Source organism: Balnearium lithotrophicum, from assembly GCF_900182585.1.
In the GTDB taxonomy this organism is placed as follows: Bacteria; Aquificota; Aquificia; order Desulfurobacteriales; family Desulfurobacteriaceae; genus Balnearium; species Balnearium lithotrophicum.
Genome location: NZ_FXTM01000004.1, coordinates 68685 through 81735, shown reverse-complemented (window position 1 = coordinate 81735; position 13051 = coordinate 68685). Strand labels below are relative to the sequence as shown.

General features: G+C 42.9%; 14 protein-coding genes. 7 read left to right on the top strand and 7 right to left on the bottom strand.

Annotated elements, in window-relative coordinates:
• Positions 1–124 precede the first annotated feature (124 nt).
• Entirely contained in the window at positions 125–442 is a 318-nt protein-coding gene (locus FN732_RS02270) for a hypothetical protein (RefSeq protein WP_142934234.1), read from the top strand.
• Positions 408–914 (top strand): pantetheine-phosphate adenylyltransferase, encoded by a 507-nt coding sequence (gene coaD / locus FN732_RS02265; protein WP_142934232.1) that lies wholly within the window; start codon positions 408–410, stop codon positions 912–914. The genes FN732_RS02270 and coaD overlap by 35 nt, the downstream gene beginning before the upstream one ends.
• Here coaD and FN732_RS02260 read toward each other — a convergent pair.
• Positions 889–2322 carry an aldehyde dehydrogenase family protein gene (locus FN732_RS02260; protein ID WP_142934230.1) on the bottom strand — a complete coding sequence of 478 codons (1434 nt, stop codon included), beginning with the start codon at positions 2320–2322 and terminating at the stop codon, positions 889–891. The genes coaD and FN732_RS02260 overlap by 26 nt on opposite strands.
• Positions 2323–3045 (bottom strand): metallophosphoesterase family protein, encoded by a 723-nt coding sequence (locus FN732_RS02255; RefSeq protein ID WP_142934228.1) that lies wholly within the window; start codon positions 3043–3045, stop codon positions 2323–2325.
• Positions 3046–3070: 25 nt separating this feature from the next.
• Between FN732_RS02255 and FN732_RS02250 the strand changes: the two genes are divergently transcribed.
• On the top strand, positions 3071–4000 hold the full coding sequence (locus tag FN732_RS02250; RefSeq protein ID WP_142934226.1) for an amino acid--tRNA ligase-related protein: 930 nt from the start codon (positions 3071–3073) through the stop codon (positions 3998–4000).
• Here the strand turns inward: FN732_RS02250 and FN732_RS02245 are convergent.
• Complete coding sequence (locus tag FN732_RS02245) at positions 3978–4553, bottom strand: UbiX family flavin prenyltransferase (RefSeq protein WP_221928590.1); 576 nt, start codon at positions 4551–4553, stop codon at positions 3978–3980. The two genes, FN732_RS02250 and FN732_RS02245, sit on opposite strands and share 23 nt — an antisense overlap.
• Positions 4554–4611: 58 nt before the next feature.
• On the opposite strand from FN732_RS02245, the gene argB reads away from it, so the two are divergent.
• From argB to FN732_RS02225, 4 genes are all read left to right on the top strand, one after another.
• Positions 4612–5490 carry an acetylglutamate kinase gene (argB, locus tag FN732_RS02240; RefSeq protein WP_142934221.1) on the top strand — a complete coding sequence of 293 codons (879 nt, stop codon included), beginning with the start codon at positions 4612–4614 and terminating at the stop codon, positions 5488–5490.
• A 97-nt stretch (positions 5491–5587) separates the two neighbouring features.
• A complete protein-coding gene (locus FN732_RS02235; protein ID WP_142934219.1) occupies positions 5588–6988 on the top strand; it encodes a cytochrome ubiquinol oxidase subunit I in 1401 nt (466 codons plus the stop codon).
• Positions 6989–7002: 14 nt separating this feature from the next.
• Positions 7003–8199 (top strand): cytochrome d ubiquinol oxidase subunit II, encoded by a 1197-nt coding sequence (gene cydB / locus FN732_RS02230; protein WP_142934216.1) that lies wholly within the window; start codon positions 7003–7005, stop codon positions 8197–8199.
• Between the two features lie 137 nt (positions 8200–8336).
• Entirely contained in the window at positions 8337–8756 is a 420-nt protein-coding gene (locus FN732_RS02225; RefSeq protein WP_142934213.1) for a hypothetical protein, read from the top strand.
• Positions 8757–8811: 55 nt separating this feature from the next.
• Here FN732_RS02225 and FN732_RS02220 read toward each other — a convergent pair whose 3' ends face one another.
• The 4 genes from FN732_RS02220 to miaA are packed head-to-tail and all read right to left on the bottom strand — an operon-like array spanning position 8812 to position 13051.
• Positions 8812–10455 carry an Rqc2 family fibronectin-binding protein gene (locus FN732_RS02220; RefSeq protein WP_142934210.1) on the bottom strand — a complete coding sequence of 548 codons (1644 nt, stop codon included), beginning with the start codon at positions 10453–10455 and terminating at the stop codon, positions 8812–8814.
• Positions 10437–11864: a hypothetical protein gene (locus FN732_RS02215; protein ID WP_142934207.1), complete on the bottom strand. Its 1428-nt coding sequence runs from the start codon at positions 11862–11864 to the stop codon at positions 10437–10439. Before FN732_RS02215 ends, FN732_RS02220 begins: the two co-directional genes overlap by 19 nt.
• Positions 11857–12096: an RNA chaperone Hfq gene (hfq, locus tag FN732_RS02210; protein ID WP_142934204.1), complete on the bottom strand. Its 240-nt coding sequence runs from the start codon at positions 12094–12096 to the stop codon at positions 11857–11859. Before hfq ends, FN732_RS02215 begins: the two co-directional genes overlap by 8 nt.
• Positions 12041–13051, bottom strand: coding sequence for a tRNA (adenosine(37)-N6)-dimethylallyltransferase MiaA (miaA, locus tag FN732_RS02205; protein WP_142934202.1), 1011 nt, complete (start codon positions 13049–13051; stop codon positions 12041–12043). The genes hfq and miaA overlap by 56 nt, the downstream gene beginning before the upstream one ends.

The following is a 13051-nucleotide window of genomic DNA, read 5'->3' as shown; positions in this document are numbered from 1 at the left end:
TTTCCTCCCTTCACATTGAATTGTTGGAATTTTAACACAATTTTAACAATGGCTTTGATTAAACCATAGAACGAAAGAAAAACATAAATTTTTATACAGGAACAATGAAGTTTGCGGAGTAAAGATGGTTGAATCTATCCTGAAGAAACTAAAGGAAATCCTTGAATTTGAAAACTTACTTATAACCAGACTAATGGAGAAGAAGGAGATTACTTATGAGGAAATTCATACTCTAAAAGAGCTTCAAAGAGAAAAAAAGGAACTTATATCAGCATTAAAGGAGTATAAGATGAAAGAAGACGATACTTGGAGCGATGTTTTAAAATCAGTACTCCTGAGCTTAGATAATAAGGAGAAAATTCTTTCATTAATTGAACATTTTAAAAAGAAAAGAGTTGAGGGACTAAATGATAAAAAAAGCTATATATCCAGGAACCTTTGACCCTGTAACTCTAGGTCACATTGATATAGTAAGAAGAGGTCTTGAGCTTTTTCCTGAGCTCATTGTAGGAATAGCGGAAAATCCTAAGAAGAGACCAATATTTTCAATAGAGGAAAGGAGAGAAATGTTTGTTGAGAGTCTGAAGGAAGTAGGACTCTTTGAAAAAGTGAAGGTAAAGACGTTTAACTCTCTCCTCGTTGAGTTTGCAAAGAGGGAAGGAGCAGTAGCAATTTTAAGGGGAATCAGAATAGTCTCAGATATGGACCACGAGTTCACCATGGCCTCACTCAACAGAAAACTCTACCCAGAAATTGAAACCGTGTTCCTCATGCCCTCAGAAGAGTATGCGTATCTATCATCATCAGCAGTAAGGGAGATAGCCTCTTACGGAGGGAACATATCCCAGTTCGTTACAAGGTACGTTGAAAAAAGACTCAAGGAGAAATTTAAAACTCAGTATCAAAACAGATAGTCTTTATCTCCGTCATCTCCTCAACTGCAAACTTTGGTCCTTCCCTTCCTATTCCGCTCTCCTTAACTCCACCGTAGGGCATCTGGTCCACTCTGAAAGTTGGAATCTCGTTCACCATGATTCCACCACATTCAACTTCCTCGACAAACTTAAATGCATTCTTTAAATTGTTTGTAAATATGCCAGCCTGAAGACCGTAGGAGGAGTCGTTTATGTTCTCTATTCCCTCTTCTAAAGAGGATACTGGGTTAACCATAATGACGGGACCAAAGACCTCCCCTCTAAAGAGTTTGGCTTTTCTTGAAACATTTGTAATAACCGTTGGCTCTATAAGGGTATCTGAAAGCCTTTTACCTCCACAAACTATTTCTCCCCCTAACTTTTTAGCCTCATCAATCCAGTCCATAATTCTGTCTGCAGCCTGTTTATCTATAACAGGTCCAACGTCTGTCTCTTCAAGTCTTGGGTCTCCAACTTTTAGTTTTTTTGTAAAGGAGGAGAGCTCCCCAACAAACCTATCAAAGAGGGAATCGTGGACAAAAACCCTCTGAACGGAGATACATACCTGACCTGCAAGGGCAAAGCCTCCCCTTGCCACCTTCTCTGCAACCTGAGAAAGCTTTTCAGACTGGTCAGAATCTATATAAACGCCCGAGTTTGAACCTAACTCCATTGCGTACTTCTTAAGCCCCCCACGGCTCATAATTATTTTTCCAGTCTGAACGCTTCCGGTGAACGTGACCATCCTTACGCCTGGATGGCGCACCAGGGCATCTCCTGCCTCCTCTCCGTAACCTGTTACAACGTTAACTGCCTCTGGGGGGAAACCTGCCTCTATTAGGAGTTCTGCAAGCTCTATCACAACCAACGAGGTGTTCTCTGAGGGCTTAATAACAACAGCGTTTCCAGCAGCTAAAGCTGGAGCTACCTTGTGGCAGGTAAGGTTTAGAGGGAAGTTAAATGGAGTTATACAACCGATGACTCCCAAGGGAACTCTTCTGTAAAAGCCTACCTTTCCCTTTATTCCTGGAGCTCCATCAAACTTAACCTCTTCACCTAAAACCCTCTTTGCCTCCTCAGCAGAAAGGGTTATCGTGTTAACGGCCCTTCCTACCTCTCCAAAAGCCTCCTTAACTGTCTTTCCGACTTCCTTAACTAAGAGCTCCGCAAACCTATCACTCCTTTTTGAAAGGAGCCTTGCAGCCCTCTCAAGTATTCTAAACCTCTCGTAGGAGGTTAAACTCTTCATCTTCTCAAAGCCTATCTTTGCAGACTCAACTGCAAGGTTTACATCCTCTTCACCTCCCCTTGGAATTGTTCCTACTGGTGAGCCGTCGTAAGGGAACCTCTCCTCAATTTCCTCACCCTTAAAGACCCTCTTTCCAGCTATCAACATGTAACCCTTCATCTAAACCCCCACAATTAACCTTGCTGCAAGGAACTCCGGAAGCCCAGCCCTTAAAATCTCCCTTGCCGCAGTCTTTACTGGATATTCTACTCTAAAAACGCTGAACTTTTCCCGTTCTGTATCATAAACCCCAAAGGAAGCCCTTGGGTCTCTATCCCTTGGCTGACCAACGCTTCCCGGATTTAAGAGGTAACGTCCCCCCGTAATGTTAACTTCTCTCGTAGAAATTTCGTCAATTAGAGAACTTAAAAGCCTGTAGGCCTTTGGAATGTGGGTATGACCGAAAAAACAAATCTCCCTTTTCTGAGACAAAAGGGCTTTAAATGCTTCATTTTTTGTCAGGATGTAATCCATACTCCCCGGTGATACAGGTGTATCGTGAACCAACTGACAACAATCTAAAAGTTCCTGGACGTTCAAGTTCTTTAAAAACTCTAAGTTTTCCTCACTAACCCTCTCTAAGCTCCACTTTATAGCAGTTTGAGCGTAGGTGTTGAGAAGTTCCAAATCAACAAACCCTAAAAGTGCAAGCTCGTGGTTACCGAGTAAGACCCTACTGCAGTTTTCCCTGACCCAGTTAAGGCACTCGTTAGGAAAAGCTCCGTAACCTACCGTATCCCCTAAACACCAAACCTCATCGACGTTCAATTCACTAAGTTTGGTCTCAACAGACATCAAGGCATGTATATTTCCGTGTATATCGGATACTATTCCAACTCTCATAAATTCCCCTGAAGGAGGCTTTATCGTGGTAGAGCTTCTAAATGTCAGAAATCTCCTTAAAAAAACGGTTAGAGAATTCTTCTACAGCTTAAACTACATTGAAGTGGATACACCAATTTTATCACCCTACGAAAATCCCGACGACAACGTTGAGAACGTTGAATCCTCCTTTAAGGACTTTTCTGGAAAAACGTACAGTTGGTTTCTCCATACCTCTCCAGAGTTCTTCATGAAAAGGTTTCTTTTAAACGGAGCTGAGAGAATATTCCAAATTTGTAAGGTTTTCAGAAACGGTGAGGTAACAAACCTCCACTCTGTAGAGTTCACAATGGTTGAGTGGTACAGGGTTGGAGAAAGCTACAGGGTGGGAATTGAAGAAACAGTATCCCTCATTAGGGAGTGTGGAAGAGCTCTCAAAAGAGAAACTGGAGTCTTTAAAGGAGCTAAAACGGACTTAAACGAAACAGAACTTATAACTGTGGATGAAGCATTTAGGGAATTTGTCGGAGTCTCTGTCTTTGATAGAGAAGGAGTAAGGGAATTATCGGGGGAAAAAAGCTACGAAACGGCCTTTTTCAAACTCCTTGTAGAGAAGGTTGAGCCGGGGATAGAAAAAATTGGGAAAATAGTCGTTCTCTACGATTATCCTAAAGAGTTCGGAGCCTTTTCAAAGGTTAGAGGAGATGTAGCTGAGAGGTTTGAGGTTTACATATCAGGAGTTGAAATAGCAAACGGATATACCGAGTTAACCAGTTTTGAGGAGTACAAGGAGAAATTTGAGGGCAGGAACGTCGATAGCAAATTTTTAAAAGCCTTGAAGGAGAAGCCACTTCCACGTTGTGAAGGTGTAGCCTTAGGTTTTGACAGGTTGTTGATGGTTTTAACGGGAGCAGATAGCATAGAAGAAGTAATCCCCTATTCAACAAACTGCCTCATTCGGGAGACCAGCCTTTAAAGAGACCGAACTTTCTACCAAGGAGAAGGGAGAGAGCTCTGTCAACAACGAAGTCAACAAGTTCCTCAACGGACGAAGGTCTCCCGTAAAATCCCGGAGAGGCAGGAAGAACTGTAGCCCCGGCATCTATTACCTTTAACATATTTTCAACGTGAACCCTGTTCAGCGGGGTTTCCCTCAAAACGAGAATTACAGGCCTTTTTTCCTTCAAATTGACGTCTGCAGCCCTGTGGATTAGGTTTTGAACTACTCCATTAGCAATGTGGCCCAACGTTCCTGTAGAGCAAGGGGAAACTACCATTCCCCTCACAGGGTAGCTTCCACTTGAAATGGGAGCAAAAAGGTCTGCAGGTTCATAAACGTTAACAAGGTCAGAGGGAAGAATTGAGATAAATCTCTCAACGCTCATACCTATTTCGTATTCAAAAACCCTCCTCCCAACTTCTGAAAATACCAAATCAACACCGTAGGAGTTTGAAACTAAAACCTCAACCAGTCTCTTACCGTAAACAGACCCGCTTGCTCCCGTTATTCCAACAACTACCTTTTCCAAATCTCTCTCTCCTTTGTAGTATGATTTCAAAAATATAGAAAAAGTCAGGAGGAGCAAATTGCAAAAGTCCATAGAGAAGGTTTCAATTCTACTTGAGGCTCTTCCCTACATAAAGGAGTTCTACGGAAAGACAGTTGTTATAAAGTACGGCGGAAATGCAATGGTCAACGACGAACTTAAGGAGGCCTTTGCTCAGGATGTTGTTCTCCTTAAGTACGTTGGGATAAACCCCGTTATAGTCCACGGAGGGGGACCTCAGATTGGGGAGCTCCTAAAGAAGCTAAACATTCAGACAAAGTTTGTCGGTGGAATGAGGGTAACCGACAGGGAAACAATGAACGTTGTTGAGATGGTCTTAGTGGGAAAAGTGAACAAGGAAATTGTTAAGCTCATAAACTCCCACGGGGGGAACGCTGTAGGCCTTTCAGGAAAGGATGGAAATCTAATTGTTGCAGAGAAAATAGACTCAAGGAAATACCTGACTGAGATAAGGGCTCCAGAAATCATAGATTTAGGTTTTGTGGGTAGAGTTAAGAGGGTAAATCCTGAAATTGTCAGGAGGCTCTTAGAGTCTAAATTTATACCAGTAGTAGCTCCTGTAGGGATAGGTGAGGACTTTGAGGCGTATAATATTAACGCCGATTTGGTGGCAGGAGAAATGGCTGCTGCCCTAAAGGCGGAGAAACTAATAATTCTTACAGATGTAGAGGGGATTAAGGACAAAGAGGGGAAATTAATAAACTCCATTGAGAGAAGTAGAGTTTCAGAGCTCATAGAGGACGGAACAATATCAGGGGGAATGATTCCAAAGGTTAAGGCCTGTGAAAGGGCTCTTACTGAGGGAGTTAAGAAGGCCCACATAATAGACGGAAGGATTAAACACTCCATTCTACTTGAAATCTTCACTCAGAAAGGAATAGGAACTGAAATATTATAATATACTGTTGGTTCGAAACTGTGGATTATTAGTGTACTTGTAGTATAATCGGAATTTGGAATTGAATAAGAAATAAACCTTTAAGGGAGGTGTTGCAATGGACTTTGTACTACTTGTATCGCGATTGCAGTTCGCGATGACAGCCTTCTTCCACTTCATCTTTGTGCCCCTTACCTTAGGGCTGTCAACGATATCTGCAATCATGCTAACTCTCCACTACGCAACCGGTAAGGAAATCTACCGGGACATGGCAAAGTTCTGGGCAAAGCTCTTTGCGATTAACTTTGCACTTGGAGTTGCAACGGGTCTTGTCCACGAGTTTGAGTTCGGTATGAACTGGTCTGTCTACTCAAGGTTCGTAGGTGACATCTTCGGAGCTCCACTTGCCATTGAAGGTCTCCTTGCATTCTTCATGGAGTCAACGTTTATGGGAGTCTTCCTCTTTGGTTGGGACAAGGTTCCAAAGGGAGTACACCTGCTTGCTGCATGGCTCTCATCAATCGGTTCAAACCTTTCCGCTCTATGGATTCTCATCGCAAACGGCTGGATGCAGCACCCTGTAGGAGCAGAGGTTTCGAACTTTGTTGCAGGAAAGAGGGCAGAACTTGCAGACTGGTGGGCTGTAGTGTTTAACCCGGTAGCAGACGTTAAGTTCTGGCATACTGCAACAGCCGGAATGGTTCTCTCAGCCATATTTGTTCTTTCGGTAAGTGCCTACCACCTACTAAGAAAGCAGAACGTTGAGTTTTTCAAAAAGTCTGCTTACGTTGCACTTATATTCGGACTTATTGCCTCATTGGGAGAGATTGTCATTGGGGATATCCATGCCCACGAAGTTGCTAAAACTCAGCCAACAAAACTTGCGGCTATGGAAGCTCTCTGGGACACAAAGAGCGGAGCAAACATATTAATTGCAGCATGGGCTGACCAGAAGGCTCAGAAGAACGCAGTTGAAATTCCACTTCCCATTCCAGGCCTTTTAAGCTTCCTTGCAACACACGACTTCAACGGAAAGCTCTTAGGAGCAAAGGACTTACAGAAGAAGTTTGAAGCTCAGTTTGGTCCAGGAAACTACATTCCACCAGTAAACTTAGTTTTCTGGGCTTTCCACATAATGGTTTACTTGGGATTCTTCTTCGCAATTCTCTTCATCTGGGGACTTGCTAAGTACAGAGACCTTGAGAATGCAACAGGATTCTTAAAAGTAGCTCTCTACTCATTACCACTTCCCTACATTGCCTGCTGGCTTGGATGGGTTACAGCAGAGGTTGGAAGGCAGCCATGGATTGTTTATCCTCTAACTGACGATTACGGGAAAATTCTCCTTCCCGAAATTGGACTTAAGACTGCTCAAGCAGTATCACCTTTAACGAACATAGAAGTTGTAATCACTTACGTAATATTCCTATTAACGTTCACAGGTCTTGCAATTGCAGACTTCTATCTTCTTTCTAAGTTTGCAGCAAAAGGCCCAGAGAAAGAGGCTGAACTTTACTAAGGAGGAGGTGGGCAATGCACTTTGATTTACAAACCATTTGGGCGATTTTGGTAACAATTCTAATCGCCGGTTACATCCTTACAGACGGTTTTGACCTTGGAGTTGGTATTCTCCACGGATTTGTAGCAAAGACAGACATAGAAAAGAGGGTAACAATCAATGCAATAGGTCCTGTATGGGACGGAAATGAGGTCTGGTTCATTACAGCTGGCGGTGCCGCATTTGCAGCGTTCCCAGAGCTTTATGCTGCACTCTTTAGCTCCCTTTACATTGCGCTCTTTGTTGTTCTACTTGCTCTGATTTACAGGGCAGTCTCCTTTGAATTCAGGAGCAAGGAAGAGAGTGAAGGCTGGAGAAAGTTCTGGGACCAAAGCATCTTCTGGTCCTCCCTATTGGTTGCTCTCTTAATCGGTGTAGCCATTGGAAACATCATTGCAGGACTTCCAATCAAGAACTCTGCTATTGAGGGAGACCTCCTTCACGGATTTGTCTATGCAGAGAAGTTCCCAATTAGCTTTATCAACTTAGTCAATCCATTTACTTTCCACGGCCTCTACGGATTGTTGGTCGGAGTTACAACCGTTCTATTCATCATGATGCACGGTGTTTCCTGGCTCCTCTGGAAAACAGAAGGTTCTGTAGCTGAAAGGGCAAGAAGCATCGGTCTTAAGATTTGGCTTCCATTTGTAATTATGTACGTTGTATGTACAGGAATAGCCTACACAATCTCCTACAAGATTGGAGATGTTTCCAAGGTTAAGTACCTTAACCTACCCCAGGATATGGTTCAGCAGATTGCTGGAATGCTTCAAGGAAACGTTCTTCCCCATGCACTCTTTAGGTTCCCTGCAATTGAGTTTGCCCTCATTATTCTTGCTGCCCTCTGTGCAGTCTGGTGGCTGATAGCTGTTAAGAATGCAAATGGTGCTCAGGCGTTCTTTGCAACCTTTTTCACATTTGTTTTTGCTGGACTTGCCGTAATGTTTGGAGCTTATCCATTAGCAGTTCCCTCAAGCTTAGGTCTTGAACACTCAATCTCCATCTACAACGGTTGCTCCAGTCAATTAACCCTTACCGTTATGCTCATTGCTGCGATAATCTTTACCCCAATTGTTATTGCTTACCAAGCTTGGGTTTACAAGATGTTCCTATTCAAGATTTCTCCAGAGTCCCTCAAGAGGGAAATTGAGGCTGGTGGTGAAGAATACTAAGGAAGGAGGTAATTATGTGGCTTATCATAGCTTTTATCTGGTGGATTGGAGTTGCATGGTTGACCTACGTTCTTGCAAAGTCTAAGTTGGAGGGTGAGGGGGTCTAATCCCCCCTTACTAATAAATTAGAGGTTGGAATGGGCGCAATAATCGGGCTCAAGGATAACTTCTTGAAGGGAAGAGAGGACTTAAAGGAGAGGGTCCTTTCCTTGAAGAGAGAAGGCAAGAGCTGGAAGGAGATAGAGGAGCTCCTGAGGAAGGAATTTGAGAGGGAGCTCAGCTTTTTAAAGCCAAACCTGTTTACTTACTTTCTCTTTATTGGAGGTACCCTCTTACTGCCTCTTCTCTATCTGTGGAAGTCGGTTTTTGAGCCCGGAACCTTTGGTTACTTTATCAGTAGGCTCCTCTTTGCAATTTCTGCAATGCTTTCACTGAAAGGGATAGTGGGGCATTATGTAGTAGTATTTCTAAACAGGGATAGATTTGAAGCAGAGCTCCAAGCTCTCAAAGCCACAATCGAAGGAGGGAAAAATGGCAGCGGAAAACAATCCAATTAGGACACTTCTCTTTTACGGTGTTTTCGGAATATACATACTAATCGTTCTCATAACATCAATTGTCATCATTGCTAACCAGTAGTCCCTGCCCCCTCTGGGGGGCCTTTAAAAACCTCTCAAAATCCTCCGAACTAACAGAGACCGTTCTCTCTTCCCTGTAAGTTACAAATCCTAAAGGAGTTCCAGGGGGCTTCTTCAAATTCTTAACCCTTGTATAATCGACCAAAACCTTTCCTGACTCTCTCCCCTTACTAAAGTAAGCAGCAGCCGATGCGGATAGGAGAATGTCCTCATCGGTTGGCTCCTCACCCCTTTGGAGCTTCAATATTACGTGGGAACCGGGGGTGTCCTTTACGTGAAACCAAAAATCCCAGGGATTTGAAGCCTTTAGCGACAGGAATTCATTCTCCCTCCTGTTTCTGCCCACAAGGATTTTTCTACCAGAAGGAAGGGTAAAAACTTTAAACTGAGGCAAACTCCTTCCCTTTTCTTCCTTTTCCTTTAAAAACTCTGAAATCTCATCAACACTTTTTGAACTTTCAATAAATTGCTTAAGTAGCTTTAATTTTTCAATCTCCTCCTCTAACTTTGGGAGCTCCTCTTTAGCAAACTCTAACCTCCTCAGCTTCTTTCTGTAGAGGTTAAAAATTCTCTCAAGGTTCTCCTTAGGGGATAGGGAAGGGTCAAGGGGTACCTTAACTGCTCTTCCTGTGGAGTAATCGGGGAGCTCCACCTCCGAAACTCCCGGCTTAACTCTGTGTAGATTGTGCTTTAGGACTTCTCCCCAGTATTTGAGCCTATTAATCTCCTCCTTTAACCTATCAGTTCTTAATAACTCCTTTATCTGCTCCTCTAAACTCTCAATTTTTTGATTGAGCCTTTCAATGAGCTTTCTCTTCTTATTTTCAAATTCCCTCTCCTCTACAACAACTTCATAGAACTTCCTCCAGGCAGAACTAAAGGGAAGCTCTCCTGAAAAGACTTCAAAATTTAATTCAGAGAGGGATTCGTAGGGAAAAGTCGTTAAATACTTGGGCTTTCTGTCTTTAAAGTAGAGGTAGGCCTCCCTCGATTTTCTGTGTTTTTCAATAAACTCCGAATAGGCCTTCTCTAAGTTTCCATACTCTTTAAAAAGTAGTCCTATTTCCCTTGAGTTTAGGGGGGAGAGTCCCTCTACGAACCTGTAGAGGTTTTTCTCTACTCCCTCAACTGAGACTTTCCCAAAACTTAAATCATTGAAGGGCTTTTTCTCAGAGGGAGGAAATCGATACTTCTCCCCTTTTTCTAAAGGCCTGACGGAGCTCTTAGGTTCCCTTAAAAGGTAGAGAATCTCCCTTTTCTCATTTAAAACAAATAAGTTTGCATTCTTCCCAGTAAGTTCAAATATAAGGTAATTTAGATTACTCTTCCCCGAAGGAAGGATTTTAACAAGCTCGGCAAAGAGAACCCTATCCCTTCTTGGGAGGAAAAACCTTCGGATAAAGAGTCCTTTCAAAAAGGAGAGAGGAGAAAAATCCTTTTCTACTAAAGGTTTTTCTGAAACGAAAAGTGCGTTTGGAGTGCCTGAGTAGAAGTTTAAATATAAACTGTCTATTTCAATTGAAACTTTTAAAGCTTGAGAAAAGACCCTTTTTATCCTTCTTTTCCTGAGCGTCTGATTAAGCTCATCGCAGAGTTTCTCTACGTAGAGGTAGTCCATTGTTCAATCTCCAGAAAGGGAGAAACTGAGGTTTGGTTGGCGTAGAGTGCTTTTACGGCAGTTCCGACAAAATTCCCTTTGAGTTTTATAAAGGGTTTCCTGAGTTCCCCAGACTGGAAGGCAAGTTCAAAGGCCCTTTTAGAAACATTTATTTTTTCAAGAAGTTCGTAGAATTCCCTCTCAGCTACCCTCTTGGCCTCAAAGAGCTTCATCTGAATTCTGCTTTTAACGTTAACCTCACTGTCACCGGAGGTTTCAACAGAGATGAAGATACTTTCAGGGTAATCTGAGAGAACCCTTGTCTGAGCTCCGTCGCTCTGGGTAGAGGGCATACATCCGAAGGGTTTAACGGACAGAACCATGTGAGCTTTTTTGTGGATAATACTGTAAACGTGTTTCCCGACCTCTAAGTGCCCCTCTCCACCAACAACAAAGTAGTCAAAGTAGGGTTTTGCAAGTTCTGCAAGCTCCTTCTGTGAGGGAAGTGGCTTTGGTCTAAAGTAGAAGATGGACCTTAGGAGATTGTAAAACGCTCTAAAGGCTAATGCCATCGATTTAACAGCTAAAAGCCTTTTTAGCCTCTCTGTTGAAAAACCCTTTACTTTTAAGTCCCTCTTTGTCTTTTCCTCCTCTATGAAGAGCTGGTAGTCAATCCAACCCGCTATCGGTTCAGGCCTTACCTCAGCTCCCTCCTCCTCCAACCACCTATGGATAAAGTAGTTTCCTTCACTCTCTGTCGTGTGGGCCCAAAACTCCCCTATAACACTGACTACCGGCTTGATTCTTGTATAGTCAAAGGTAATCCCCTCAAGCTTTCTCCTCTGCTCCTTTAAAACAGAAAGGAGTTCTTTAATCGGAGCTCCAGATTTCAAGGCTTCATACACCTTACCTGAGGTCTCAGAGAGCCACTCATCAACAGAACCTTTCTCAACTTCGTAAGGCCTTAACTGGTATCCCAAATCCCTCAAAATATCTCCAGTCCAGACAGCCTTTACAAGGTTCCAGACAAGTGAAGGGGTTAGTTCAAAGTCCCCCTCTGAGGAGAGCTCAGACTGGTTGAGAATCGAAACCTGAAAGTTTTTAAATCCTGCCTCCTTTAAGGCATGTCTGTACTCGGCTTCGTACATTCCGAATCTACAGGGACCACAGGCCCCAACTGTAACGAAAAAGTACTCCTTTTCAACATCAATACCCTTCTTTGACTCCTCTAAGAGAAACTTTATGAGGTTTCCAACCGTGTAGTAGGTAGGATTGCACATTCCCCTGTTGCAAAACTCCCTTCCTAACATTAGAGACCTTGAGTCAGGTTGGGGAAGAAACTTAACCTTATAACCTAAGCTCTCAACAGCTCCCTTTATGAAAAGTTCGTGAAGGGGGGTTAGTCCACCAAAGAGGAGGGTTTTATTCATTTCCACCCTCTTTTTTCTCCTCCGAGAAGAGGCCCTTTAAAGGTTTTGAAGGAACTATCGTTGCAATTGAGTGCTTGTAAACTAACTGCTGGTTACCGCCGTTTTCAAGGAGAATTGTAAACTGGTCAAAGAACGTTATAACACCCTGAAGCCTCGTTCCCCTTGCCAAGAATATGTTAACAGGAATTCTCTCCTTCCTCAGTCTGTTTAAGAATGTATCCTGAAGGTTCATTTCCTCCTCCTCTTGTTTTGTTTAACTTAAAGTTATCCCTTTTCAACTTACCTTCCAACTCTTTTAAGTTAGACTTAATTCTCTTTAAAAGCTCCTCCTCAGAAACTTCCGAAAGATTCACCCAGTCAAATCCCCTCTCCTTTCTAAACCAGGTAAACTGCCTCTTCGCAAAGTTCTTTGTCCTTGATTTGAGCGTTTTAACAGCTTCTTCTAAACTCTTTCTTCCCTCTAAATAATCAGATATCTCCTTGTATCCCAAAGCCTGGAAGGCAGTAATTTCCTTTCCGTACTTAAGGAGTTTTTTTGTTTCCTTTACAAGTCCCCTCTCAATTTGAGAGTCTACCCTATTCTCTATTCTCCTGTAGAGCTCCGGCCTGTTTCTGTATAAAAAGAAACCTAAAAAAGGGTACCTCGGCTTCTCCCTCCAGACTTTAAAAGAGGTTAAGGGTTTCCCGGTAATCTCGTAAACTTCAAGAGCTCTGACGATTCTCTTCCTGTCGTTTTTTCCAACTTTTTCCGCGTATTTCCTGTCAACTTTCTGGAGTTTCTTGTAGAGCTCCTCTGTCGGCAGTTTTTGGAGCTCCCTCCTGATTTTCTCGTCAGACGGCGGAGTTTCGGGTAGACCATAAAGGAGGCTTTTAATGTAAAATCCGGTTCCTCCAACAACTATCGGATACTTTCCCTTTTTCTGGATTTCTCTTATAGCCTCGTCTGAAAGCCTGACAAAATCTGCAACGGAAAACTTCTCGTAGGGTTCAACAACATCTATCAAGTAGTGGGGAATCTCCTCCCTTACCTCCTTTGAAACCTTGTCGGTTCCTATATCAAGGCCTCTGTAAACCTGCATTGAATCGGCGGAAATTATCTCCCCTCCGATTTCCCTTGCAAGTTTTATTGAAAAGTCCGTTTTTCCTGCAGCCGTCGGGCCGGTTATAACGATTAAAGGTTTTAACAA

Coding starts and splice junctions, on each gene's coding strand:
- FN732_RS02270 (WP_142934234.1), top strand. CDS start 125: ATGGTTGAATCTATCCTGAAGAAACTAAAGGAAATCCTTGAATTTGAA.
- coaD (WP_142934232.1), top strand. CDS start 408: ATGATAAAAAAAGCTATATATCCAGGAACCTTTGACCCTGTAACTCTA.
- FN732_RS02260 (WP_142934230.1), bottom strand. CDS start 2,322: ATGAAGGGTTACATGTTGATAGCTGGAAAGAGGGTCTTTAAGGGTGAG.
- FN732_RS02255 (WP_142934228.1), bottom strand. CDS start 3,045: ATGAGAGTTGGAATAGTATCCGATATACACGGAAATATACATGCCTTG.
- FN732_RS02235 (WP_142934219.1), top strand. CDS start 5,588: ATGGACTTTGTACTACTTGTATCGCGATTGCAGTTCGCGATGACAGCC.
- cydB (WP_142934216.1), top strand. CDS start 7,003: ATGCACTTTGATTTACAAACCATTTGGGCGATTTTGGTAACAATTCTA.
- FN732_RS02225 (WP_142934213.1), top strand. CDS start 8,337: ATGGGCGCAATAATCGGGCTCAAGGATAACTTCTTGAAGGGAAGAGAG.
- FN732_RS02220 (WP_142934210.1), bottom strand. CDS start 10,455: ATGGACTACCTCTACGTAGAGAAACTCTGCGATGAGCTTAATCAGACG.
- FN732_RS02215 (WP_142934207.1), bottom strand. CDS start 11,864: ATGAATAAAACCCTCCTCTTTGGTGGACTAACCCCCCTTCACGAACTT.
- hfq (WP_142934204.1), bottom strand. CDS start 12,096: ATGAACCTTCAGGATACATTCTTAAACAGACTGAGGAAGGAGAGAATT.